This window comes from Streptomyces sp. NPDC104381 (assembly GCF_055583745.1).
This window is the reverse complement of record NZ_JBVJNK010000001.1, coordinates 526,532-548,966: the sequence shown is the minus strand read 5'-3', so window position 1 is coordinate 548,966 and position 22,435 is coordinate 526,532. Positions and strand designations below refer to the sequence as shown.

Below are 22,435 nucleotides of genomic sequence, written 5' to 3'. Positions count from 1 at the left end.
CGTGCGTGCCAGGCGTCGCCGGGCGGGACTTCCCGAACAGGTCCTCAGGCCTCCGGGGAGTGCAGTGCGGGCGCCGTCTCCTTCCCCGCCCTTCCCGGCCGGCCGCCGGCCCGGGTGCTCGTGGGCCTCTCCCCGCGTCCGGGCAGCCAGACCAGCATCATCAGCGCCCCGGCCGCCAGGACCACGGCGGACGTGCGGAAGGCCAGGGCGTACCCGGCGGTGATCTCCGCGGGGCTCCCGGAGCCTGCCGTGCGGGCCGCGGCGACGGTGGAGAGCACCGCGAGGCCCAGCGCTCCGCCCATCGTGCGGGAGGTGTTGACCAGCCCGGAGACGAGTCCGGCGTCGCCGGGTGCCGCGCCGGAGGTGGCGAGCGTGGCCAGCGGGGTGGAGGCCAGCCCGGCCCCGGCCATCATCAGGACGCCGGGGAGGCAGACCGAGGTGAGGTAGGAGCCGTGCACGCCCATGGTGGACTGCCAGCCGAAGCCGGCGGCGGCGACGAGGGCGCCGGCCACGGCCAGGGTCTTGGCGCCCGTCCGCGCCATGAGCGCGGGCGCGGCCTTGGCGCCGATGAAGACGGCGGCGGAGCTCGGTACGAGCGCGAAACCGGCCTCCAGCGGCGTGTAGCCCAGCACGTTCTGGGCGTAGACGGTCATGAAGTACCACATGCCGAAGGTCGCCGAGCCCAGCAGCAGCATCGACACGTTCGCCGCGGAGACGGCCCGCACCCCGAGCACCCGCAGCGGCATCAGCGGTGCGGCCGTCCTCCACTCCACCAGGACGAACACGCCCAGCAGCGCCGATCCGCCCAGGAGCGGCACCAGGGTGGCGGCGGCGGCCCAGCCGGCGGCCTCGGTCTGCACGATGCCGTACGCCGTGGTCGCCAGGCCCGCCGTGACGAGCACCGCGCCCAGCAGGTCGACGCGGCGCCGGTCGCCCGCCCGGCCCTCGGCCAGCCACACCGCCGCACCGGCGATGACGAGGACGCCGACCGGCACGTTGATGAGCAGGACCCACCGCCAGGACAGGACGTCGGTGAGCACTCCGCCGATCAGCCCGCCGGCCGCACCGCCGCCCGCGCCGACCGCCATCCAGGTGCCGATCGCCCGGCTCCGCGCGGGGCCCTCGGGGACGGCGGCGGTGAGGATCGTGAGGGTGGCCGGGGAGAGCACGGCGGCGCCGAGCCCCTGCCCGGCCCGCGCGGCGAGGAGCTGCCAGCCCTCCTGCGCGAGGCCGCCGGCCAGGGAGGCCGCGGTGAAGAGGGCGAGTCCGGTCAGGAACGTCCTCTTGCGGCCGTAGATGTCCGCGGCCCGCCCGCCGAGCAGCATGAAGCCGGCGAAGGCGATCGAGTAGGCGTTGACGACCCACTGCAGTCCGGGTGCGCTCAGCCCCAGGTCGGTGCGCATGGACGGCAGCGCCACGTTGACGACGGACACGTCGAGGACGACGAGGAACTGGCCGGTGCAGGCGGCCGCGACCACGGCCCAGGTACGGGTTCTCGATCGGGCGGGAGGCCGCGGGGGCGGGGTGGCGTCAACCATGGATGTCATACTCGCAGGCCACTCGTGCCCCGTACATCCGTTTCCGCTCCCCCTTCGGTCCCATCGGTCCTCAGCCCCTCGGCGTAGGACCTTCGCCGACTTCCCTGTTTTTACGCCGCGTTCACCGGAATATCGCGGACGTACGGAAGCGTTCAACATGCACACACTTGGCGGTCGGCGCTGCCCGTCGGCGCGCCGCCGCATGCTCCACCCGCTCCGCCCCGCTCGACTGCCGCTCCTTTTCCCTGCCCGGAGGCCTCACGTATGCAACGGACGACGAACGAACCGCAGACGGGGGAGCTCCCCGACCCGGGCCTGGGCAAGGGCGCGGGCAGGGGCGGGAGCAAGGGCGGCGTCGTCCCCGTGCTCGCGTTCGCCGGGATCACCGTCGCGGTGATGCAGACCCTGCTCGTCCCCGTCATCAAGGACCTGCCGTCCCTGCTCGGCACCGACCCGGCGAACGCCACCTGGGTCATGACCGCCACCCTGCTCGCCGGGGCGGTCGCCACTCCCATCATGGGGCGGCTCGGCGATCTGAACGGCAAGCGGCGGATGCTGCTGGCCAGCCTCGCCGTGATGGTGGTCGGCTCGCTGATCTGCGCGTCCACCGACAGCCTGGTGATCATGATCGTCGGCCGGGCGCTCCAGGGCTTCGCCATGGGTGCCATCCCGCTGGGCATCGGCATCATGCGTGACGTGCTGCCGCGCGAGAGGCTCGGCTCGGCGATGGCCCTGATGAGCTCCTCCATAGGCGTGGGCGGCGGACTCGCGCTGCCCGCGGCCGCGCTCGTCGCCCAGCACGCCGACTGGCACGCGCTCTTCCTCGCCTCGGCGGCGCTCGGGGTGCTGGCCATGACGCTGACCGTCCTCGTCGTACCGGAGCCGCCGCTGCGCGCGCCGGGGCGCTTCGACCTCGCGGGGGCGCTGGGGCTCTCCCTCGGCCTGGTCTGCCTGCTGCTGCCCGTGACCAAGGGCGGCGACTGGGGCTGGACCGCTCCCCTGACCCTCGGTCTGATCGCCGCGTCCCTGGTGATCCTGGTGCTGTGGGGCCTGTTCGAGCTGCGCTCGCCGGCCCCGCTGGTCGATCTGCGGACCAGCGCCCGCCGGGAGGTGCTCCTCACCAACCTCGTCTCGATCATGGTCGGGGTCGCCTTCTACGCCGTCTCCCTGGTCCTGCCGCAGCTGCTCCAGCTGCCCGTGGCGACGGGGTACGGCCTGGGGCGGTCCATGGTGGTGGCCGGGCTCTGCGTGGCGCCCCTGGGCCTGACCATGATGTTCGTGGCCCCGCTGTACGCCCGTCTTTCCGCCCGCCGCGGCCCCAAGACCACCCTGATCCTGGGCATGCTGGTCATCGCCGTCGGTTACGGGGCGGGGCTCGGCCTGATGAGCGCCGCCTGGCAGACCGTGGTCATCGCGGTGGTGCTCGGCGCGGGCATCGGGCTGGCGTACTCCTCGCTGCCCGCCCTGATCATCGGCGCGGTCGACGCGTCGGAGACGGGCGCGGCCAACGGTCTGAACACGCTGATGCGGTCGATCGGCACCTCGCTGTCGAGCGCGGTGATCGGCATGGTGCTGGCGAACACCTCGGTGCGGATGGGCGCGGTCGACGTACCCAGCATGGAGGGCTTCCGGACCTCGTTCATGATCGCCACGGGGGCGGTGCTGATCGGCCTGGTGCTGGCCGCGTTCCTGCCGGCGCAGCGGCCGGCGCGCCCGGTGCTGCTGGCCAGCAGCGAGGGCGACGCGCGCGCCGCGGCGGAGGCCGCCCCCGTGGCGGTGCCGGTCAGCGCGCCGGAGCGTCGAACCTCGGCTCCGTAGCCAGCAGCCACGACACGTCGGTCCCGGCCGCGAGCTCCTGCGGCCGGTCCCCTCGGGTGAACAGCCGGGCGGGACGGGCTCCCCGGACCGTCGCGGTGCCCTCCTGGACCCGGAGCCAGGAGCCCTCGCGCAGCCCGAGCACGGGGACGTCGTTCTCCTCCAGGAATTCGGTGAGCCGCTCCTCGCGGGTCTCCCCCTTGTGGGTGCTGGCCGGGTCCGGGTCCAGATAGTGCGGGTTGATCTGGAACGGGACCAGGCCCAGCGCGTCGAAGGACGGCGGCTGCACGATGGGCATGTCGTTGGAGGTGCGGAGGGTCGGCGCGGCCATGTTGGTGCCCGCGCTGGCCCCCATGTACGGCAGTCCGTGGTGCGCGGCGTCCCGCACCGCCTCGCGCAGGCCGGTGCGGTAAAGCGCGTCGAGCAGCCGGAAGGAGTTGCCTCCGCCGATGAACACGGCGTCCGAGGCGGCGAGTTCGGCCACCGGGTCGCTGTTCTCGTGGACGCCGCGCACACGGATCCCGGACGGTTCGAGAGCGGCGCGGACACGTGCGGTGTACGTGTCGTGGTCGGCCAGCGCGTACGGCACGAAGGCGAGCCGCGCCTCCTTCGGGAGGAACGCGGTGACGGTGTCCAGAGCGTGCTCCAGATAACCGCGGCCGTACTGGGTGGAGTTGGAGAGCAGCAGCAGATTCACAGAGGGTCCTCGTGCGGTGGGGCGGAGAGCCGGCCGGGCGGCTCGCGGGCTGGGGTCAGGCCGTACGGGGGCGGCCCGCCCGGGACTTGGGGCGCTGGGGCGGGTGGGTGAGCCGCTGCTCCAGCAGGTGGGCGGCGTGGCGCAGCGCGTCGAGCCGGTCCTCGGGCGCTCCGCCGAACCGGTCCTCGCTCCCGCCGAGGCTGAGGCTCCCGTAGGGCTCGCGCCCCAGGAACACCGGTACGGCGACGGTCGCGATCCCGGTGTCGTACTCGCCGACGGTCCACGCGTAGCCCTGGGCGCGGACCTTCAGGAACTCCTGTTCCAGCAGGTCCGGGTCGGTGACGGTGCGGTCGGTGAACCGTGCCATGGGGCGGCCCCGGAAGAGCCGGTGGCGCTGGTCGTCGGGCAGATGGGCGTAGAACGACTTGCTGGTGGCTCCGGCGTGCGCCGGGTAGAGCTCGCCGACCAGCGGGTAGTAGCGCAGCGGCCCGGTCTCGCCCTCCTCGGCGGCCACGCACCGCATGTGGAAGTTGTCCGGCAGGCAGAACAGGACGGTGTCGCCGGTGGTCCGGCGCAGTTCCTCCAGCACCGGGCCGGCCAGCAGCTCCAGTGATCCGGAGCGCTCCCAGAGGCGGCCGAGCCGCAGCACGGCGGGGCCGATGCGGTAGCGGCGGGTGACCGGGTCGGAGACCAGGAAACCGCGGCCCGCGAGGGTGGCCAGCAGGCGCTGGGCGACCGAGGTGTCCCAGCCGAACTCCTCGGCGACCTCGGTGACGCCCCAGTCGGGCCGGGTGCGCTCGAAGGCGAGCAGCACCAGGAGCGCCCGGTCGACGGTCTGCAGGGCACCGGTGGGTGTGCGGCGGTCCAGAGCGAAGTCGGTCATCAGCAGCATCTCACCATTCAGACCTGAATTGCAGATAACGGGAAAGCATTGCGTTCCACGGTAGCGGATCCCGAATGTTGCTCCAGCACCCCGCCCCGCGCTTCCCCGGGCTCTCCCGGCCAAGAGCGCCGGGCGGGTGTCCCGCTCCGGAGAAAGGCCCCCCATGCTCAAGTACGTACTGGACATCGTCGAGCTGCTGGACGACCCGCAGGTCAGCGGCAAGTCGGTCGCCGCCTACCTGGACTCCGTCGCCGGGGCCGCGGGTTCGGCGGCCGAGGTCACGACGGTCACCGGCGAGCGGGGGTCGACGGACTTCGTGCTCGTCCGCATCCCGGGCTCCCGGGGGCGCGCCTCGGGCGGCGGCGCCCGGACCCTCGGTGTGGTCGGCCGGCTCGGCGGGGTGGGCGCCCGGCCCGAGGTGACCGGACTCGTGTCCGACGCCGACGGCGCCGCCTCGGCCCTCGCGACCGCCGCCAAGCTGCTGGACATGCGCCGCCGGGGCGACGCGCTGCCCGGCGATGTGATCGTCGCCACGCACGTCTGCCCCAGCGCCCCGACCGAGCCGCACGATCCGGTCCCGTTCATGGGGTCCCCGGTGGACATCGCCACGATGAACCGGCACGAGGTCACCGGCGAGATGGAGGCCGTGCTCTCCATCGACACCACCAAGGGCAACCGCATCATCAACCACAAGGGCCTGGCCCTCTCGCCCACCGTCAAGGAGGGCTGGGTGCTCCGGGTGTCCGAGCAGCTCGGCGAGCTGCTCGCCGTGGTGACCGGTGAGCCGTTGGTCACGTACCCGGTGACCACCCAGGACATCACCCCGTACGGTAATGGTGCACACCACATCAATTCGATCCTTCAGCCCTCCACCGCGACCGCCGCTCCGGTCGTCGGTCTGGCGGTCACCTCGGCCGCCGCGGTGCCGGGCTGCCAGACGGGCGCGAGTCACGAGACGGACATCGCCTCCGCCGCCCGGTACGCCGTCGAGGTCGCCAAGGCCTTCGGCGCCGGAACCCTGGAATTCCACGACGCGGTGGAGTTCGACAGCCTCGTCCACCGCTACGGGTCGCTGGCTCACCTGCAGACCTTCGGCCGCACCACCCAGGAGTCCTGATGGCATCCGACAGCCGGTCCGCCGCCGCGGCCCCCGAGGCCAGAAGCATCGGCAGCGACGACTACTCGCTCTCCCGGGTGCCGCGCGACAAGCGCTTCGGCTTCTGGTCGATGCTGCTCCAGTGGCTGGCCCAGTCCGGGTCGATCTCCCAGTTCACCCTCGGCGCCACCATCGGCGTGGGGATGACCTTCGGGGACGCCTTCCTCGCGTTCACGCTCGGCGCGGTGATCCTGGAGATCGTGATCTTCGCGATCGGCCTGGCCGGGATGCGCGAGGGCCTGGCGACCCCGATGCTGACCCGCTGGGTGGGCTTCGGCCGCAACGGTTCGGCTCTGGTGAGCTTCGTCATCGCGGTCAGCCTGGTCGGCTGGTTCGGCGTCCAGAACACGATCTTCGGCGACAGCGTCTCGGCGCTCGTCGGCGGCCCGTCCTGGATGTGGTGCGTCGTCGCGGGCATCGCCATCACCGCCCTGGTGATCTTCGGCTTCCGCTACATGGCGCTGTTCGCGAAGATCGTCACCCCGCTCTTCTTCGGCATGGTCGCCTGGTCGGTGATCACCACGCTGAACGACCACTCGCTCGGCGACCTGATCAGCTCGCCGCCGCCCGGTGAGACGATCCCGCTGGCGGTGGCCGCCACCGCGATCGCCGGCGGCTACATGACGGGCGCCATCGTCTCCCCGGAGATGACCCGCTACAACAGGAAGGGCACGCACGTCTTCGTGCAGAGCGCCTCCTCGATGATCCTCTCCGAGTACATCGTCGGCATGGTCGGCGTGCTCCTCGGCCACCTCGTGAAGTCCAGCGAGGTCTCGCACATCGTGCTCTCCACCTCGGGCGCGTTCGGCGTGATCGTGGTCCTGATGTCCACCGCCAAGATCAACGACTGGAATCTGTACGGTTCCTCGCTCGGCGTCGTCAACTTCTTCCAGGTCGTCTTCGGCAAGCGGCTGCACCGCGGGGTGGTCACCGTCGCCCTCGGCGCCGCCGGCACGCTCCTCTCCGCGGTCGGCATCATGACCCACTTCACGGAGTTCCTCTCCCTGCTCGGCGTGATGATCCCGCCGATCGGCGGCATCATCGTCGCGGAGTACTGGGTCGTGAAGCGGATGCGACGGCCGCTGGACGAGACCCGGGAGGCGGAGACGCTCCCGCGCACCTCGCCCACCTGGGTGCCGATGTCGCTGGCCATCTGGCTCGTCGCGTTCTGCGTCGGCAAGTTCTACGACGGCGGCATCCCCGCCCTCAACTCCCTCGCCACCGCCTTCCTCCTGTACTGCGTGCTCGGCCTGCTGGGCTGGGTCAGGCCGTACGGCACCTCCGCCCTGGACGACGACGCGCACACCCCCGCACCCGCCGCCCACGTCACCACCCCGACAGGAGCAGCATGAGCATCGTCCCCGCGTCCGAGCAGGCCCAGGAGGAGGTCGTCGGGCTCTGCGCCGAGCTGATCCGCTTCGACACCTCCAACCCCACCAGCGACGAACGCGCCGCGGCGGACTGGGTGGTGGCGCGCCTCGCGGAGGCCGGCATCGACTCCGTGCTGGTCGAGTCGGCCCCCGGCCGGGCCAACGTCGTCGCGCGCCTCGCGGGCGCCGACCCGTCCCGGGGCGCCCTGCTGGTCCACGGCCACCTCGACGTCGTACCCGCGGACGCCTCCGAGTGGCAGGTGCCGCCGTTCTCCGGTGAGATCCGCGACGGCTACCTCTGGGGACGCGGCGCGATCGACATGAAGGACACGGTCGCGGTCATGCTGGCCACCGCCCGGCACTTCGCCCGGACCGGTACGCGACCGGCCCGCGATCTGATCCTCGCCTTCCTCGCCGACGAGGAGGCGGGCGGGAAGTTCGGCGCCCACTGGCTGGTCGAGCACCGCCCCGAACTCTTCTCCGGGGCCACCGAGGCGATCGGCGAGGGCGGCGGGTTCTCCTTCGCCATCGACGACACCCGCCGGCTCTACCCGATCGAGAACGCCCAGCGCGGCATGGCCTGGATGGAGCTCACCGCCACCGGCCGCGCCGGCCACGGCTCGTCCCCCAACGACGAGAACGCGGTCACCGACCTCGCCGAGTCGCTCACCCGCATCGGCCGCGCGACCTTCCCGGTCCGGCTGATCGAACCGGTCCGCGCCCTGCTGGCGGAGGCCGCCCGGCTGTACGGCGTCGAGTTCGACGAGGACGACATCGAGGGGACCCTCGCCCGGCTGGGCCCGGTCGCCGACTTCATGCAGGTGGTGCTGCGCAACTCCGCCAACCCCACCATGTTCGACGCGGGTTACCAGACCAACGTGATCCCCGGGAAGGCGACCGCCCGCGTCGACGGCCGTTTCCTGCCGGGCCACGAGCAGGAGCTGATCGACACGATCGACACGCTTCTGCTGCCCTCGGTCAGCCGGGAGTGGGTCAACCACGACATCGCCCTGGAGACGACGTTCGACGGGCCGCTGGTCGACGCGATGTGCGACGCGGTCCGCGCGGAGGACCCGGACGGCCACCCCGTGCCGTACTGCAACCCGGGCGGCACCGACGCCAAGGCGTTCACCCACCTGGGCATCCGCTGCTTCGGCTTCAAGGGGCTGAAGCTCCCGCACGACCTGGACTACGGCCGGCTCTTCCACGGCGTGGACGAGCGCGTCCCGCTGGAGGGCCTGCGCTTCGGCGTCCGGGTCATGACCCGACTCTGGCAGAGCTGCTGACCTGACCCGGCAGCCCTGCCAGGGGCCCCGCCCCGACCCGGGCCCACCCCTGCGTACGCCCCCGCCGCTCCCCGCGCCGGGGGCGTACGGCACGATGGGACGCCGTCCGAACCACCGTCCCACCAGGAGGAACCCCGTGGCCGCCGAGTCGCACGCCCGTCCCGACCCGGAGGTTCTCGACGCCTTCGAGGCCGCCAAGGGCTTCATGCCGGTCCACGAGGGTCTCGCCCTGTACGCGGCCGCCGTCGAGGCCGCCGCGCTCGGTCTCCCGCTCCTGGAGGTCGGCACCTACTGCGGGCGGTCCACGATCCTGCTGGCCGCCGCCGCCCGCGCGGCCGGCCTCAGCGCCCTGACCGTCGACCACCACCGGGGCAGCGAGGAGCAGCAGCCCGGGTGGGAGTACCACGACCCGTCGGTGGTGGACCCGGAGACCGGTCTGATGGACACGCTGCCCACCTTCCGGCGCACCCTGCACCGGGCCGGTCTGGAGGAGCACGTGGTGGCGCTCGTCGGGCGGTCCCCGCAGGTCGCGGCCGTCTGGGGCGGGGAGCTCGGCCTGGTCTTCATCGACGGCGGGCACACCGACGAGCACGCGAACGGCGACTACGAGGGCTGGGCCCCGAAGGTCGCCGACGGCGGTCTGCTGGTCATCCACGACGTGTTCCCGGACCCGGCCGACGGCGGACAGGCCCCGTACCGCGTCCACCGGCGCGCGCTGGCCTCGGGGGCGTTCACCGAGACCTCGGTGACGGACTCGCTGCGCGTCCTGCGGCGTACGGGGACGGGGATCTGACCGGTCCGCAGGGCACGGATAGCATCGCGGCGTGCGCCACGAAGACTTGACTCCCCCCACATCGCGTCCGGGTCCGCGCCGTAGGCCCGTGTTCGCCGCAGCCGCGCTCGCCGGCGTCTGTCTGACCGCCGCCGGGTGCGCGGGTGACGGCGGGCAGAGTCCCGGGGCCGGTCCGGGGTCCGCGTCCCGGTCCGCACCGGCCGCCTCCTCCACCTCGTCCGCGCGGTCGTCGGCCCCGGCACCCACCGGCTCCCCCTCCGCGTCCGGCTCCGCGAAGCCGCTGCCCCGGGGGCCGCTCACGGGCCGCACCGTGGTGATCGACCCCGGGCACAATCCGGGCAACGCCGCCCACACCCGGGAGATCAACGAGCAGGTCGAGATGGGCAACGGGCGCAAGGAGTGCGACACCACGGGCACGTCCACCAACTCCGGTTACGCCGAGGCCCGGTTCACCCTGGACGTCTCCCGCCGGCTGCGCACCCTGCTGGAGGAGCAGGGCGCGAAGGTCCTCCTCACCCAGGACGGCGACCGCCCCTTCGGCCCGTGCGTCGACGAGCGGGCGCGCATCGGCAACACGGCACAGGCCGACGCGGTCGTCTCGGTCCACGCGGACGGATCCGCAACCGGGAACCGTGGATTTCACGTCATCCTCCCCGCGGCGGTGAACGGCGACGGCGCGGACACCACGAAGATCGTTACTCCTTCGCGTGAACTCGGAGTACGGATTGCGGGGAATTTCGTACGCGTTACCGGAAGCGCCCCCTCCAATTACATCGGGGACGACACGGGGCTGGACACCCGTGACGATCTCGGCGGACTGAATCTGTCGACCGTGCCCAAAGTGTTCATCGAATGCGGCAATATGCGTGATCCGAAGGACGCCGCCCTGCTCACCAGCGCGGGTTGGCGCCAGAAAGCCGCTCTCGGCATCGCCGAGGGCATCGGCAGCTATCTGAAGAGGTAGTTCTGCGGTGATAGTGGCGACATTGGGGGGATAGCCGGTCCGAGGTCCGGGCAGCATCACAACCCGCCCGGGCAGACGATAGATTCATCCGTACGATGGGGAGCCGCCCCCGAGCTTCGCGCCGTAACCGCCGTTCGGGCGGCATCGACGACCGCCCCGACGAGACGACCGACTAAGGACCTTCACGTGAATATCCGCTCCCTCACTCGAGGCGACGGCGTGGTGATCGGAGCAGCGGTCGTGCTGTTCATCGCCTCTTTCCTCGACCTCTCCGGCTACGACTGCCCCTCGGGCGTGGACTGCTCGGGCTACAGCGCGAACGCCTGGGACTCGCTGTCCATCCTGATGAGCATCTATCTGGCGGGCATCATCGGCGCCGCGCTGCTGATCGTCAGCCGCGCGATGCCGGGCCGCAAGGTGGTCGGCTTCGAACTCGGCCAGTTCGGCGCCGCGTTCACCGTGTTCTCGCTGTGGACCATGTTCTGGACGATCATCGACGCCGGTGACGCGGGCGCGGGCCTGATCCTCGGTCTGCTGGCGGCCATCGTGCTGGCCGGTGCCGCCGTGGCCGCTCCGCTGGTCCCCGCGCTCAAGGCCCCGCTCCTGGGCGCGCCGCGTCCGGCGCAGGGTGTGCAGGCGGCGTACGGCCAGCAGCCCGGCCAGGGTTACGGCTACCCCGGTGGCCAGCAGTCCTTCGGTGGCCAGCCGGGCCAGCCCCAGCCGTACGGTGCCCAGCCGGGTCAGCCCGGTCAGCCGGAGCACCAGCAGCAGGCCGCGCAGCAGGCTCCGCAGGGTGGTGGGGCGCCGGCCGGTGACTTCACCCCCTTCTGGTTCGCGGTTCCGGTGGCCCGTCCGCTGTACGGCGAGGACGGCGCCCCCAACCCGATCGCCGAGCTCGCGCCCGGCACGTGGTACCTCGCGGTCGAGCAGCGTGGTCCCGGGCTCATCGCCCAGACGCAGGACGGCCGTCGTGGCGTCCTCCAGGACACCACGGGCATCCAGCGCGGCTGAGCCCTCACCGCACGGCAGCGGCCCCCGCCCTTCCCGGGCGGGGGCCGCTGGCGTTGCCGCCCGTGAAAGTTCCTCGGCCGGTCAACCGCTCAGCTGGGAGGTGGACGGGACCTTGTTCTTCACCTCGGCGCCGGCGCTCTTCCCGGCGTCCTTGATGCTGTTGATGACGCCCTCGAAGGCGCCCACGTCCCCCGCGCCCGCCTCGCCCTTGCCCATTCTGGTGGCCACGTCCTTGAGCGAGGCGATCCCGGCGGTCAGCGGGGCGACGGCCTTCGACAGGAGCGGGTCGCCCTTGGCGTTGTCCGCGGCGGCCTTGAGCCGGTTGTACGCGAAGGTGCCCGCGAGCCCCGCCTTGACCATGGCGAAGGTCCGCCCGTCCGCGCCCTTCTTGAACTTGCCGGCCCTGTAGGGCTTCACGATCCACTGGTACGTCGCGCCCGCCGCGAGGCCCGCGTTGGCCACGAAGCGCGCCTTGGCGTACTTCTGCTTCTGCGCCGACGTCGTGGGGCTCGGGCTCCCGGAGCCGCTGGCGGTCGTGGTGCCGTCGTCGTCGCCGCAGGCGGTGGTCCCCACCAGGACGGTGAGGGACAGCAGCAGTGCCACGACGAGCCGGCGGAGCGGTACGGAACGCGGCACGACGGGCCTCCCTGACCGGGTCATCACACCGAGTGACGTGAGTCGGCACTCGCCGCCAGGCTCACCCGTGCGGGAGCGGGCCGCCACCCGGCGGGCGCCGTACGGGTTTCACCCTCGGCTAAGCGGCAATCCGGAGAGCATGTCTCCCAGAACAGGCACAGGAAGCAGTACCGCCGCACGTGTCATAGCCGTCGTCGCGGACATCATGGCGTTCATCATCATTCTGTGGATCCTGATGTACCTGCTCGACGCCAACCGGGGCAACGACCTGGTCCAGTGGGTCCAGGACTCCGCCCGCTGGCTGGCCGGCTGGTCGTACGACCTGTTCACCTTCGACGAAGCGTGGGCACGGGTCGTCACCGGCTACGGGCTGGCCGCCGTCGTCTATCTGTTCATCGGCCACGCCGTGGCCGGCCGGGTCCGCCGCTTCTAGCCGGCCCGGCAGCAGTCCGGCTCCAGCCCGGCCGGCAGCCGTTCACCGCTGAAGACCGCGGTGGTCGCCTCGTCCCCCCCGAGCGCGGCCACCGCGAGCAGCAGCGATCCGGCGGTCCAGGTGGTGAGTTCCTCCGGCCATATGGCCCGCTCGCCCTCGAAGACGTAACCGGTCCAGTAGAGACCGCCCTCGGCGCGCAGGTGCTGGACGGACTGGAGGATCTCCAGGGCGCGGTCCGACTCCCCCGTCACCCAGAGCGCCAGGGCGAGTTCGCAGCTCTCGCCGCCCGTCACCCACGGGTTGGGGAGCACGCAGCGCACGCCGAGTCCCGGGACCACGAAGTCGTCCCAGCCCTCCTCGATCCGCCGGGTCGCCTCGGCGCCGGTGACCGCGCCGCCGAGGACCGGGTAGTACCAGTCCATCGAGTAGCGGCTCTTGTCGAGGAAGCGCTCGGGGTGGCTGCGGATCGCGTGGCCGAGCGCCCCGGCCGCCAGCTCCCAGTCCGGCTGGGCCTCCTCGCGCTGTTCGGCGAGGGCCAGGGCGCAGCGCAGCGCCTGGTGGATCGAGGAGGAGCCGGTCAGCAGGGCGTCGTTGACGGGGGTGCCGTCGGGTTCCCGCTTCCAGCCGATCTCGCCGCCGGGCTGCTGGAGCCGCAGCACGAACTCGACCGCGGCGAAGACCGTCGGCCACATCCGGTCGACGAACGCGTCGTCACCGGTGGCGAGGTAGTGGTGCCAGACGCCGACCGCCACATAGGCGCAGAAGTTGGTCTCGCGCCCCAGGTCGGTCGGCTGCCCGGGATCGCCGTCGTGGTACGCGGCGTACCAGGAGCCGTCCTCGTTCTGATGGCGGGCCAGCCAGGCGTACGCGCGTGCGGCGGCCTCGTGCTCACCGGCGGCGTCCAGCGCCATCGCCGCCTCGGTGTGGTCCCACGGGTCGAGGTGGTGGCCGCGGAACCAGGGCAGCGCCCCGTCCGCGCGCTGCACGGCGAGCAGGGCGGCCACCGTCTCGGCGGCCTGATCGGCCGTCAGGACGCCGGGCAGGACGAGGTGTTCGGTCTGCTCCGGCGTGCTCACGCCTCGGCCTCGGGCAGGTGCGGCTTGGTCGCGTACGCCACGAAGCTCTTGCCGACGACCGGGTTGAGCAGCTGCTCGGCGACCCGGGTGGCCAGGGGCTTCTTCATGATGTCCCAGACCAGCAGCTTGTGGTACGCGCGCACCGGCAGCGCCTTCTCGTTGTCCACCCCGAAGGCGCACTTCAGCCACCAGTAGGGGCTGTGCAGGGCGTGGGCGTGGTGGGTGCCGTAGGGCTTGAGGCCCGCTTCCCGGATCTTGCCGAGGAGTTCGTCGGCCTTGTAGATGCGGATGTGGCCGCCCTCGACCTCGTGGTACGCGTCGGAGAGCGTCCAGCAGACCTTCTCGGGGCCGTAGCGGGGCACGGTGATCGCGATGCGGCCGCCGGGCTTCAGCACACGGACCATCTCGGCGAGCACGCCCTTGTCGTCGGGGATGTGCTCCATCACCTCGGAGATGATGACGACGTCGAACGACGCGTCGGGGAACGGCAGGTTGAGCGCGTCGCCCTCCATCGCGGTGGCGGTCGCGCCCGCGGGCGCCTCACCGGCCTCCTTCATCGCGGCGAACCACTTGGCGACCTCGCGGATCTCCTCGGCGTTCTGGTCGAGGGCCACCACCTGGGCGCCGCGCCGGTAGCACTCGAAGGCGTGCCGGCCGGCGCCGCAGCCCAGATCGAGCACCCGGTCGCCGGCGGCGAGCGGGAAGCGGGTGAAGTCGACGGTCAGCACGGGGGCCTGCCTTCGAGGTCGGAGGTACGGGTTCCGGGAGCCGTGGGGGCGCTCACCTGCGGGCCCCCCGGGCGGCGATCGACTGACGGTACAGCTCGGCGGTACCGGCCGCGGCCCTGGCCCAGGTGAAGTTGGCCAGGACCCGTGCCCGGCCGGCCGCGCCGAGGCGGGCCCGCAGCTCGGCGTCTCCCAGCAGCCGGCCGAGGGCCGCCGCGAGGGCGTCCGCGTCGCCGGGCGGCACGGCCAGGCACGCCTCGCCGTCCGGGCCCGTGACCTCGGGGATCGCGCCGCCGGTGGTGGCCACCAGCGGGGTCCCGGTGGCCATGGCCTCGGCGGCGGGCAGCGAGAATCCCTCGTACAGGGAGGGGACGCAGGAGATCTGGGCGCCGCGGACCAGGTCGACGAGTTCGGCGTCGCTGATGCCCTTGACGAACTCGACGGCGTCCTGGAGTCCGTGGCGCTCGATGGCCCGGGCGACGGGTCCGCGCTCGGCCCGCTTGCCGACGACCACGAGGTGCGCCGCCGGGTTCTCGGTGCGGAGCTTGGCGAGGGCCTCCACGAGGTGGACGAGGCCCTTGAGCGGGACGTCGGCGCTGGAGGTGGTGACGATCCGGCCGGGGACCTCGGCGACCGAGGGGTCGGGCGACCAGAGGTCGGTGTCGGCCCCGATGTGCACGACCTGGATACGGTCCCGGCGCACCCCGAGGTGCTCGACGATCTCCTGCTGCGACGAGCCGGAGACGGTGAGGACGGACGGCAGCCGGCGGGCGACGCGCTTCTGCATGCGGGTGAAGCCGTACCAGCGGCGGACGGCGAGCCGGCGGCGCATCGATCCCGCGGCGTCCAGGTCCAGCCTGCGGTCGACCGTGATCGGGTGGTGGATCGTGGTGACGAGAGGTGCGCCGAGGTCGCCGAGCAGGCCGTAGCCGAGCGTCTGGTTGTCGTGCACGACGTCGAAGTCCCCGCGCCTGGCGAGGAGGTGACGGCGTGCCCGAAGGCTGAAGGTGAGGGGCTCGGGGAAGCCGCCGGTCCACATGGTGGCGACCTCGGCGACGTCGATCCAGTCGCGGTACTCGCCGCGCCCCGGGGTGCGGAACGGGTCGGGCTGACGGTAGAGGTCGAGGCTCGGGAGCTCGGTGAGCGGAACGCCCTCGTCGAGCACCGGGTAGGGCTGGGCGCCGATCACCTCGACGCTGTGGCCGAGCCGGGCCAGCTCACGGCCGAGGTGGCGTACGTAGACGCCCTGGCCGCCGCAGAACGGGTTGCCCTTGTAGGTCAGGAGCGCGATGCGCAACGGCCGGTCACCGTCGGTGCCCGATGCGGCGCCGCCCGCGAAGGGGCCTGTCTCTATGGCCTCAGCGGTCACACTCGGCCCCCTTCTCACTGCGTGTTCGCCGGAGCGTAACCGGTCGCGCTAATCTAGAACAAGTTTCAGACTCGTTGGTTCAACCCGCACCGAATCTACCGGCAGGTAGCGTCGGTGTGACGGCCGGATCAGGTGATTCGCGCCACGGCAGACACCCTGGCATGCTGTGCGCGCCCGGAAACAGGCGCCCGGCCGGGCAGGGAACCGGTTCTCCCTTTTTGGATGGGGACAGATGACAGCGGAAGCCAGGCCTGCGGCACCTCCCCTGACGGAACGCCAGGAGGCCCGCCGCCGGAGCATTCTGCAGGCCGGAGCCCAGCTCGCGGGGCGGGGCGGCTTCGAAGCCGTGCAGATGCGTGAGGTCGCGGACGCCGCCGGTGTCGCCCTGGGCACGCTCTACCGGTACTTCCCCTCCAAGGTCCATCTCCTGGTCGCCCTCATGCAGGACCAGCTCCAGCATCTGCACGCCTCGCTCCGCAGGAGGCCGACCGCCGGGGACGACGCCGCCGAGCGCGTCGCGGCGACCCTGATGCTGGCCTTCCGCGCACTCCAGCGCGAACCCCATCTGGCGGACGCCATGGTGCGGGCGCTGACCTTCGCCGACCGGGGGGTGAGCCCCGAGGTGGACGCGGTGTCCCGGCTGACGACGGCGATCGTCCTGGACGCGATGGGGGTCGAGGACCCCACCCAGGAGCAGCTGTCGGTGGTCCGCGTCATCGCGCACACCTGGCACTCCGCGCTGATCACCTGGCTGTCGGGGCGGGAGTCGATCGCGCAGGTGAAGGGCGACATCGAGACGGTGTGCGGGCTGATCGACCTTCCGGCGGACACCGGCCGGTAGGGCCTTTCGTCCGGATCATGCCGGGCTCGCGGGGTCCGGGATCCAGCCTGATCCGGACGAAAGGCCCTGGGTGCCCATGTGCGGCGCCCACACCGGCGCCCGCCCAGGTGGGGTTCCCTGCACCATGTCGACGGCGCCACGGTGTTCGTACGGTTCGGCCGACATCACCCGAACCCTGCCGAGGAGCCGGTCACCATGCGTCGCAGAGCCGCCCGCACCGTCCAGAGAAGAACCCTGACCGCGACCGCGCTCGGCGCCGCCGGACTGCTCCTGGTGGGATGCACCGCCGCCGGGCAGGCGGGCAGCGGCTCCGACGCCGGATCGGGCGAGGACCAGGCGGTGAAGGTGGGCCTCGTCTACTCGCGTACGGGACTGCTCGCCGCGTACGGGAAGCAGTACCGCGACGGGTTCATGGCGGGCCTCGACTACGCGACGAAGGGCACCGGCAAGGCGGGCGGCCATCCGGTCGAGGTCACCGAGCAGGACGACGCGGGCGACCCCGGCAAGGCGGTCTCCGCGGCGAAGAACCTGATCGGCAAGGGCTACAAGGTGCTGGCCGGGACCACCGACTCCGGGGTCGCGCTCCAGATGGCCCCGCTGGCCGCCCAGAACAAGGTGCTGTACGTCAACGGGCCGGCCGCCACGGACGCGGTGACCGGGATCAACACCTACACCTTCCGGTCGGGCCGGCAGTCCTACCAGGACATCCTCACCGCGGGCGCCATGCTCGGGGACCCGAAGGGCAAGAAGGTCACCGTCCTCGCGCAGGACTCCACCTTCGGCCAGGCCAACGTCGCCGCCGTCAAGGCGGTCCTGGGCGCCGAGGGGGCGAAGGTGGGCTCCGTCCTCGCCCCGCCCAGCGCCACGGACCTGACGCCGTTCGCCCGGCAGGTCAAGGCGGGCGGCCCCGATCTGGTCTTCGTCGCCTGGGCCGGCGCGACCGCGCCCGCCCTGTGGACGGCGCTGGACCAGCAGGGGGTGCTGAGCGCGGGCAAGGTCGTCACCGGACTGGCCGGGACCGCCTCGTACCCGGTCTTCGGGGCGGCCGGCGCGAAGGTCTCCTTCCTCGCGCACTACTTCCCCGGCGCGGGCGGCGGCAACGCCGTGGAGAAGGCCATGATCGAGGGCGTCGGGAAGGCGGGCGGCACCCCCGACCTGTTCAGCACCGACGGGTTCACCGCGGCGCAGATGATCGTGCGGGCCGTCGAGGAGGGCAGCGCCACCGACACCGCCGCCATGGTGAAGGCCCTGGAGGGCTGGAGCTTCGACGGGGTGAAGGGGAAGCAGCAGATCCGCGCCGAGGACCACGCGCTGGTGCAGCCGATGTTCGTGGCCAGGCTCGTCGGGGCGGGAGCCGCCGCGAAGCCCGAGCTGGTGAGCACGCAGCCGATGGACGCCGTGGCCCCGCCCGCGAAGCCCTCGGCGGGCTGACCCGTGACCGCATCATCCGGCACCGCCGCCGCGCGGGACGAGGGGGCGCGCACGGGCGCCCCGGTGCTCCGGCTGGACGGCCTGGGGTGGCGCGTCGGCGGGGCGGCCATCGTCGAGGACGTCACGCTCGACGTCCGGGAGGGCGAGTTCCTCGCCTTCATCGGGCCCAACGGGGCGGGAAAGACCTCCCTGTTCAACCTGATCAGCGGGATCGTCCCGCCCACCGCGGGCAGCCTCGCGCTGGACGGCTCGGACCTGACCGGTCTGCCCGTACACACCCGTGCGCGGCGCGGGATCGGGCGGACGTTCCAGACGTCCAGCCTCTGGCCCGGGATGACCGTGGCCGAGCACGTCCGGCTGGCCGCGCAGGCCAGGAAGGGCGGTTCGCACCGGCTCTGGCGGCGTGCCTCCCCGTACACCGCCGAGGTGAGCGGCGTGCTGGAGCGCACCGGTCTCGGGCACCGCGCCGGGGCCACGGCGGCCGAGCTCTCGCACGGCGAGAAGCGCAAGCTGGAGCTCGCGGTGCTGCTGGTGGGCGAGCCCAGGCTCATGCTGCTCGACGAGCCGATGGCCGGGGTGAGCGCCGAGGAGGTCCCGGCCCTCACCGAGCTGATCCGGACGCTGCACCGCGACGAGGGCCGCACCGTGCTCATGGTCGAGCACCACATGGACGTCCTGCTGGGGCTCGCGGACCGGCTGGCCGTGATGCACCACGGCCGGCTCCTCGCCCTGGACACCCCGGGCGCGGTGACCGCCGACCCGGTCGTCCAGCAGGCCTACCTCGGGGAGGGCCTGTGACCGCGCCCGCACTGCTCGTCGTACGGGACCTGCGCGTCCTGATCGGCGGCCGGCACATCCTGCACGGCGTGGACCTGGACGTCGCGCCGCAGGGCGTGACGGCGCTGCTCGGCCGCAACGGCGCGGGCAAGACCACGACCGTACGCGGCGTCCTGGGGCTCGTCCCGCGTACGGGCAGCGTGCTCCTGGACGGCGGGGAGACCGTGGGCCTGCCCACCCACACCCTGGTCCGCCGGGGCATCGGCTACGCCCCCGAGGACCGGGGGATCTTCGCCGGCCTCACCGTGGCCGAGAATCTGCGGCTGGCGGAGCGCCGGGGCGCGGACGGGCCCGCGTACGGCCTGGTCCACGAGCTCTTCCCCGAACTGAAGCGCAGGGCCAAGCAGTTGGCGGGGACGCTCTCCGGCGGCCAGCAGCAGATGGTGGCCATCGGCCGCACCCTGCTCAACGGGAACCGGCTGATCATCGCCGACGAGCCCACCAAGGGCCTGGCCCCCAAGGTCGTCACCGAGGTCACCCAGGTGCTGGAGCGGGCCGCCGAGGCGGTGCCCGTGCTCCTGGTCGAGCAGAACCTCGCCGTGGTCCGCAGGCTCGCCGCGCACTGCGCGGTGCTCGCCGACGGCCGGACGGCCCATCAGGGCGAGGCGGCCGCGCTGCTGGGCGACGAGGAGGCCACCCGGCGGCTGCTCGGCGTGGGCCGGGCCCCGCTCACCTCCCGACCGGACCTGACCGTGGAGGCGGATTCCTGATGTCCACCCTCGTGCTGCTCACCATGACCGGACTCGGTCTGGGAGCGCTCTACTTCCTCATCGCCTCGGGCCTCTCGCTGATCTTCGGCCTGATGGACGTGCTCAACTTCGCCCACGGGGCGCTGCTCTCCATCGGCGCGTACGGCACCTGGTGGGCGGCGTCCGGGAATCTGCCCGGCGCCGGTCCCGGCGGCTGGGGCTTCGCCCTGGCGGTCCTGTTCGGCACGGCGGTGGGCACGCTGGCCGCCGTCGTGCTGGAACTGGTCGTCGTACGGCCCCTGTACACCCGGCCCCGGGAGCAGGTGCTCGCCACGGTCGGGGTGGGGCTGGCCGTGCCCGCGCTGCTGTCCGGCGTCTGGGGCTCCGACGCCCGGACGTTCCCCGGGCCCGAGGCCCTGTCCGGCACCTTCGGGCTGCTGGGCGCGGACGTGCCCGTCAACCGGCTCGTCCTGATCGCCGCCGCGCTCGTCGTCCTCGTCGCCCTGCGCCTGTTCCTCGGCCGGACCCGGCACGGGCTCGTCGTACGGGCCGGGGTCGAGGACCGGGCGATGGTCACGGCGCTCGGCATCGACGTCCGCAAGGCGTTCACCCTGGTCTTCGCGATCGGGGGCTGCGCCGCCGCGCTGGGCGGGGCGCTCGGCGGGCTGTACTTCGGCTCGGTCGATCCCCGGCAGGGCACCTCGCTGCTGATCTTCGCGTTCGTCGTCGTGGTCACGGGCGGCATGGGCTCGGTGACCGGCGCCGCCGTCGCGGCCGTCGTCATCGGCCTGGTCCAGCAGTTCGCCAACTACTACACCGCAGCGGGCCTCGGCGACCTGGCCGTCGTCGTGCTGCTCGCCGCGCTGCTGCTCGTCCGGCCGCGCGGACTGACCGGGAGGCTCGCGTGAGCACCGCCACCACACCCGCACCGCCCGCCGTCGCCGCGGCGCCCGTACGGAACGGGCCCCGGCTGCTGCGCTGGTGGCCGGCCGCCGTCCTGCTCCTGCTGGCCGTCGCGCCGTACAGCGCGCTGCCCGTCCCCGGGCTGCTGGACGGCCCGGTCGGCAGCCCCGGGAGCCTGCAACTCCTGGCGACCTGCCTGCTGTTCGGCGCGCTCGCCACCGGCTACGACCTGCTGCTGGGCCGCACGGGGCTGCTCTCCTTCGGGCACGCCCTGTACTTCGCGGCGGGCAGCTACGCCACGAACATGTTCCTGCTGGAGGCCGGCCTGCCGTTCGCCGTGGCCGCGGTCCTCGGCCTGTGCTCCGGCACCCTGCTCGCCCTGGTGCTGGGGTCGGTGAGCCTGCGGGTCTCGGGCATCGGCTTCTCCATGGTGACGCTCGCCTTCGCGCAGGCCGGCTCGATCCTGGTCTCCCGCAACCCGGGCGGCCTCACCGGCGGCGAGGAGGGCCGGGCGGCGCCGGCGGAGCTGCTGCCCTCCTGGCTGGTGGGCATCGACCACACCGCGAACCTGTACTGGATCGCGCTCGCCTACCTCGTCCTCACCCTCGCCGTCGTCCACCGGGCCGTCCGCTCCCCCACCGGCCGGGTCTGGGAGGGCATCAAGGAGAACGAGCGCCGGGTGGAGGTGCTGGGCCTGAAGCCGTACGGATTCAAGCTCACGGCGTTCGTCCTGGCGGGGGCGCTGGCCGCGGTCGGCGGGCTCGTCCACCTGCTGCTGACCGGCGGTTCCACACCGCAGACGACCACCTCGGACTTCACCCTGTCGCTGCTGGTCATGGTGGTGCTGGGCGGCTCGGGCACCCGCTGGGGCCCGATGGTCGGCGGCATCCTCTACACCTGGGCCGACCACCGGCTCGGCGACCTCGCCGGATCGGGCGCGGTCGCCGATCTGCCGGCGGTCCTGCGCGTGCCGCTCTCCCAGCCGCTGTTCCTGCTCGGGGTGCTGTTCGTGGCCGTGGTACACCTGCTGCCCGGCGGTCTGGCCCGCCTCCCGTCCCGACTGCGCAGGAACCGTGAGGAGCACCGATGATCCCGTACGAGGAACTACGCGTCCCCGTCACCGGCGGCGAACTGGCCGCGCTGCGCTGGCCCGCGTCCGCCCCGGACGCGCCGGTGGTCATGGCCCTGCACGGCATCACCGCCAACGCGCTGTCCTGGGCGGCGGTGGCCCGCCTGCTCGCCGGCCGGGTCACGCTGGTCGCCCCCGACCTGCGCGGCCGGGCCGGCAGCGCGGGGCTGCCCGGCCCGTACGGGATCGCCGCCCACGCGGACGACGCCGCGGCCCTGGCGGACGCGCTCGGCGGGGGCCGGGCGGTGCTGGCCGGCCACTCGATGGGCGCCTTCGTCGCGGCGCTGGCGGCCGTACGCCATCCGAAGCACTTCGGCGAACTGGTCCTGGTGGACGGCGGGTTCGGGTTCCCCGCGCCCACGCACCTGTCGGCGGACGAGCTGATGACGGCCGTGATCGGGCCCGCCATGGACCGGCTCTCGATGACCTTCCCCGACCGGGACGCCTACCGCTCGTTCTGGCGGGCCCACCCCGCGTTCGGCGGTGACGCCTGGACGCCGGAGGTGGACGCCTACATCCAGCGGGACCTGACCGGCGAGGAGCCCGCGCTGCGCTCCGGCTGCCGGCTGGAGGCGGTCCGCACCGACGGGGTGGGCCTGTTCCAGGACGAGGTGCTCGCGGCCGTACGCGAACTCCCGCAGCCGGCAACCCTGTTGTGGGCGCAGCGGGGACTGATGAACGAGGAGCAGGGGCTGTACGACGAGTCCCGGCTGGCGGCGGCCGGCCAGCCGGGCACGAACGTCGGGGCGGTGCGCGTCGAGGGCGTCAACCACTACACGGTGCTGACGGGTGAGAAGGGGGCCGGTGAGGTCGCCGGCGCCCTGCTGCGGGCGGCGCTGCCGGGCTGAAGTGA

The 22,435-nt window shown here is 72.7% G+C and carries 22 protein-coding genes; 15 read left to right on the top strand and 7 right to left on the bottom strand.

Annotated features, from left to right (window positions below; translation table 11 throughout):
• Nucleotides 1–44 precede the first annotated feature (44 nt).
• A complete protein-coding gene (locus ACZ607_RS02420; RefSeq protein ID WP_469730911.1) occupies nucleotides 45–1,538 on the bottom strand; it encodes an MFS transporter in 1,494 nt (497 codons plus the stop codon).
• Nucleotides 1,539–1,802: 264 nt separating this feature from the next.
• Between ACZ607_RS02420 and ACZ607_RS02415 the strand changes: the two genes are divergently transcribed.
• Nucleotides 1,803–3,356 (top strand): MFS transporter, encoded by a 1,554-nt coding sequence (locus ACZ607_RS02415; protein ID WP_469730909.1) that lies wholly within the window; start codon nucleotides 1,803–1,805, stop codon nucleotides 3,354–3,356.
• Here ACZ607_RS02415 and pepE read toward each other — a convergent pair.
• Together pepE and ACZ607_RS02405 are read right to left on the bottom strand one after the other, a co-directional pair.
• Nucleotides 3,322–4,050, bottom strand: coding sequence for a dipeptidase PepE (pepE, locus tag ACZ607_RS02410; protein WP_469730907.1), 729 nt, complete (start codon nucleotides 4,048–4,050; stop codon nucleotides 3,322–3,324). The two genes, ACZ607_RS02415 and pepE, sit on opposite strands and share 35 nt — an antisense overlap.
• A 55-nt stretch (nucleotides 4,051–4,105) precedes the next feature.
• Nucleotides 4,106–4,933, bottom strand: a complete 828-nt coding sequence (locus ACZ607_RS02405) for an IclR family transcriptional regulator (protein WP_469730904.1) — start codon at nucleotides 4,931–4,933, stop codon at nucleotides 4,106–4,108.
• Nucleotides 4,934–5,096: 163 nt separating this feature from the next.
• Here ACZ607_RS02405 and ACZ607_RS02400 point away from each other — a divergent pair, with 163 nt between their 5' ends.
• From ACZ607_RS02400 to ACZ607_RS02375, 6 genes are all read left to right on the top strand, one after another.
• Nucleotides 5,097–6,050, top strand: coding sequence for a DUF1177 domain-containing protein (locus tag ACZ607_RS02400; RefSeq protein ID WP_469730903.1), 954 nt, complete (start codon nucleotides 5,097–5,099; stop codon nucleotides 6,048–6,050).
• Nucleotides 6,050–7,441, top strand: a complete 1,392-nt coding sequence (locus tag ACZ607_RS02395) for a cytosine permease (protein WP_469730901.1) — start codon at nucleotides 6,050–6,052, stop codon at nucleotides 7,439–7,441. Before ACZ607_RS02400 ends, ACZ607_RS02395 begins: the two co-directional genes overlap by 1 nt.
• Nucleotides 7,438–8,745, top strand: a complete 1,308-nt coding sequence (locus tag ACZ607_RS02390) for a M20/M25/M40 family metallo-hydrolase (protein ID WP_469730900.1) — start codon at nucleotides 7,438–7,440, stop codon at nucleotides 8,743–8,745. The genes ACZ607_RS02395 and ACZ607_RS02390 overlap by 4 nt, the downstream gene beginning before the upstream one ends.
• Before the next feature lie 136 nt (nucleotides 8,746–8,881).
• On the top strand, nucleotides 8,882–9,538 hold the full coding sequence (locus tag ACZ607_RS02385; RefSeq protein WP_469730898.1) for a class I SAM-dependent methyltransferase: 657 nt from the start codon (nucleotides 8,882–8,884) through the stop codon (nucleotides 9,536–9,538).
• 31 nt (nucleotides 9,539–9,569) lie between these two features.
• Nucleotides 9,570–10,502: an N-acetylmuramoyl-L-alanine amidase gene (locus ACZ607_RS02380; RefSeq protein WP_469730896.1), complete on the top strand. Its 933-nt coding sequence runs from the start codon at nucleotides 9,570–9,572 to the stop codon at nucleotides 10,500–10,502.
• A 186-nt stretch (nucleotides 10,503–10,688) separates the two neighbouring features.
• On the top strand, nucleotides 10,689–11,513 hold the full coding sequence (locus ACZ607_RS02375) for a hypothetical protein (RefSeq protein WP_469730894.1): 825 nt from the start codon (nucleotides 10,689–10,691) through the stop codon (nucleotides 11,511–11,513).
• An 81-nt stretch (nucleotides 11,514–11,594) separates the two neighbouring features.
• On the opposite strand, the gene ACZ607_RS02370 is transcribed toward ACZ607_RS02375, so the two are convergent.
• Nucleotides 11,595–12,149 carry a hypothetical protein gene (locus ACZ607_RS02370; RefSeq protein ID WP_469730892.1) on the bottom strand — a complete coding sequence of 185 codons (555 nt, stop codon included), beginning with the start codon at nucleotides 12,147–12,149 and terminating at the stop codon, nucleotides 11,595–11,597.
• Nucleotides 12,150–12,288: 139 nt separating this feature from the next.
• Here ACZ607_RS02370 and ACZ607_RS02365 point away from each other — a divergent pair, with 139 nt between their 5' ends.
• Nucleotides 12,289–12,582 carry a hypothetical protein gene (locus tag ACZ607_RS02365; RefSeq protein WP_099172340.1) on the top strand — a complete coding sequence of 98 codons (294 nt, stop codon included), beginning with the start codon at nucleotides 12,289–12,291 and terminating at the stop codon, nucleotides 12,580–12,582.
• Here ACZ607_RS02365 and ACZ607_RS02360 read toward each other — a convergent pair.
• Genes ACZ607_RS02360 through ACZ607_RS02350 form a run of 3 tightly spaced genes read right to left on the bottom strand, consistent with a single transcriptional unit; the run spans nucleotide 12,579 to nucleotide 15,752 of the window.
• A complete protein-coding gene (locus ACZ607_RS02360; RefSeq protein WP_469730890.1) occupies nucleotides 12,579–13,658 on the bottom strand; it encodes a prenyltransferase in 1,080 nt (359 codons plus the stop codon). The two genes, ACZ607_RS02365 and ACZ607_RS02360, sit on opposite strands and share 4 nt — an antisense overlap.
• Nucleotides 13,655–14,386, bottom strand: coding sequence for a class I SAM-dependent methyltransferase (locus ACZ607_RS02355; protein ID WP_469730888.1), 732 nt, complete (start codon nucleotides 14,384–14,386; stop codon nucleotides 13,655–13,657). The genes ACZ607_RS02360 and ACZ607_RS02355 overlap by 4 nt, the downstream gene beginning before the upstream one ends.
• 52 nt (nucleotides 14,387–14,438) lie before the next feature.
• Nucleotides 14,439–15,752 (bottom strand): glycosyltransferase family 4 protein, encoded by a 1,314-nt coding sequence (locus ACZ607_RS02350; protein WP_469730886.1) that lies wholly within the window; start codon nucleotides 15,750–15,752, stop codon nucleotides 14,439–14,441.
• Nucleotides 15,753–15,984: 232 nt separating this feature from the next.
• Between ACZ607_RS02350 and ACZ607_RS02345 the strand changes: the two genes are divergently transcribed.
• The 7 genes from ACZ607_RS02345 (at nucleotide 15,985) to ACZ607_RS02315 (ending at nucleotide 22,430) form a co-directional block, all read left to right on the top strand.
• Nucleotides 15,985–16,593, top strand: a complete 609-nt coding sequence (locus tag ACZ607_RS02345; RefSeq protein WP_469730884.1) for a TetR family transcriptional regulator — start codon at nucleotides 15,985–15,987, stop codon at nucleotides 16,591–16,593.
• A 195-nt stretch (nucleotides 16,594–16,788) separates the two neighbouring features.
• On the top strand, nucleotides 16,789–18,024 hold the full coding sequence (locus ACZ607_RS02340; protein WP_469730883.1) for a substrate-binding domain-containing protein: 1,236 nt from the start codon (nucleotides 16,789–16,791) through the stop codon (nucleotides 18,022–18,024).
• A 3-nt stretch (nucleotides 18,025–18,027) separates the two neighbouring features.
• Nucleotides 18,028–18,822 (top strand): ABC transporter ATP-binding protein, encoded by a 795-nt coding sequence (locus tag ACZ607_RS02335; RefSeq protein ID WP_469730882.1) that lies wholly within the window; start codon nucleotides 18,028–18,030, stop codon nucleotides 18,820–18,822.
• The gene (locus ACZ607_RS02330) at nucleotides 18,819–19,571 is read left to right on the top strand and encodes an ABC transporter ATP-binding protein (protein ID WP_469730881.1); all 753 of its coding nucleotides are present in this window, start codon (nucleotides 18,819–18,821) and stop codon (nucleotides 19,569–19,571) included. Before ACZ607_RS02335 ends, ACZ607_RS02330 begins: the two co-directional genes overlap by 4 nt.
• Complete coding sequence (locus ACZ607_RS02325) at nucleotides 19,571–20,458, top strand: branched-chain amino acid ABC transporter permease (RefSeq protein WP_469730879.1); 888 nt, start codon at nucleotides 19,571–19,573, stop codon at nucleotides 20,456–20,458. Before ACZ607_RS02330 ends, ACZ607_RS02325 begins: the two co-directional genes overlap by 1 nt.
• Complete coding sequence (locus tag ACZ607_RS02320) at nucleotides 20,455–21,543, top strand: branched-chain amino acid ABC transporter permease (protein ID WP_469730877.1); 1,089 nt, start codon at nucleotides 20,455–20,457, stop codon at nucleotides 21,541–21,543. Before ACZ607_RS02325 ends, ACZ607_RS02320 begins: the two co-directional genes overlap by 4 nt.
• Complete coding sequence (locus ACZ607_RS02315; protein ID WP_469730876.1) at nucleotides 21,540–22,430, top strand: alpha/beta fold hydrolase; 891 nt, start codon at nucleotides 21,540–21,542, stop codon at nucleotides 22,428–22,430. The genes ACZ607_RS02320 and ACZ607_RS02315 overlap by 4 nt, the downstream gene beginning before the upstream one ends.
• Nucleotides 22,431–22,435 lie beyond the last annotated feature (5 nt).

Coding starts and splice junctions, on each gene's coding strand:
- ACZ607_RS02420 (WP_469730911.1), bottom strand. CDS start 1,538: ATGGTTGACGCCACCCCGCCCCCGCGGCCTCCCGCCCGATCGAGAACC.
- ACZ607_RS02415 (WP_469730909.1), top strand. CDS start 1,803: ATGCAACGGACGACGAACGAACCGCAGACGGGGGAGCTCCCCGACCCG.
- ACZ607_RS02405 (WP_469730904.1), bottom strand. CDS start 4,933: ATGACCGACTTCGCTCTGGACCGCCGCACACCCACCGGTGCCCTGCAG.
- ACZ607_RS02400 (WP_469730903.1), top strand. CDS start 5,097: ATGCTCAAGTACGTACTGGACATCGTCGAGCTGCTGGACGACCCGCAG.
- ACZ607_RS02395 (WP_469730901.1), top strand. CDS start 6,050: ATGGCATCCGACAGCCGGTCCGCCGCCGCGGCCCCCGAGGCCAGAAGC.
- ACZ607_RS02390 (WP_469730900.1), top strand. CDS start 7,438: ATGAGCATCGTCCCCGCGTCCGAGCAGGCCCAGGAGGAGGTCGTCGGG.
- ACZ607_RS02365 (WP_099172340.1), top strand. CDS start 12,289: ATGTCTCCCAGAACAGGCACAGGAAGCAGTACCGCCGCACGTGTCATA.
- ACZ607_RS02345 (WP_469730884.1), top strand. CDS start 15,985: ATGACAGCGGAAGCCAGGCCTGCGGCACCTCCCCTGACGGAACGCCAG.
- ACZ607_RS02340 (WP_469730883.1), top strand. CDS start 16,789: ATGCGTCGCAGAGCCGCCCGCACCGTCCAGAGAAGAACCCTGACCGCG.
- ACZ607_RS02325 (WP_469730879.1), top strand. CDS start 19,571: ATGTCCACCCTCGTGCTGCTCACCATGACCGGACTCGGTCTGGGAGCG.
- ACZ607_RS02315 (WP_469730876.1), top strand. CDS start 21,540: ATGATCCCGTACGAGGAACTACGCGTCCCCGTCACCGGCGGCGAACTG.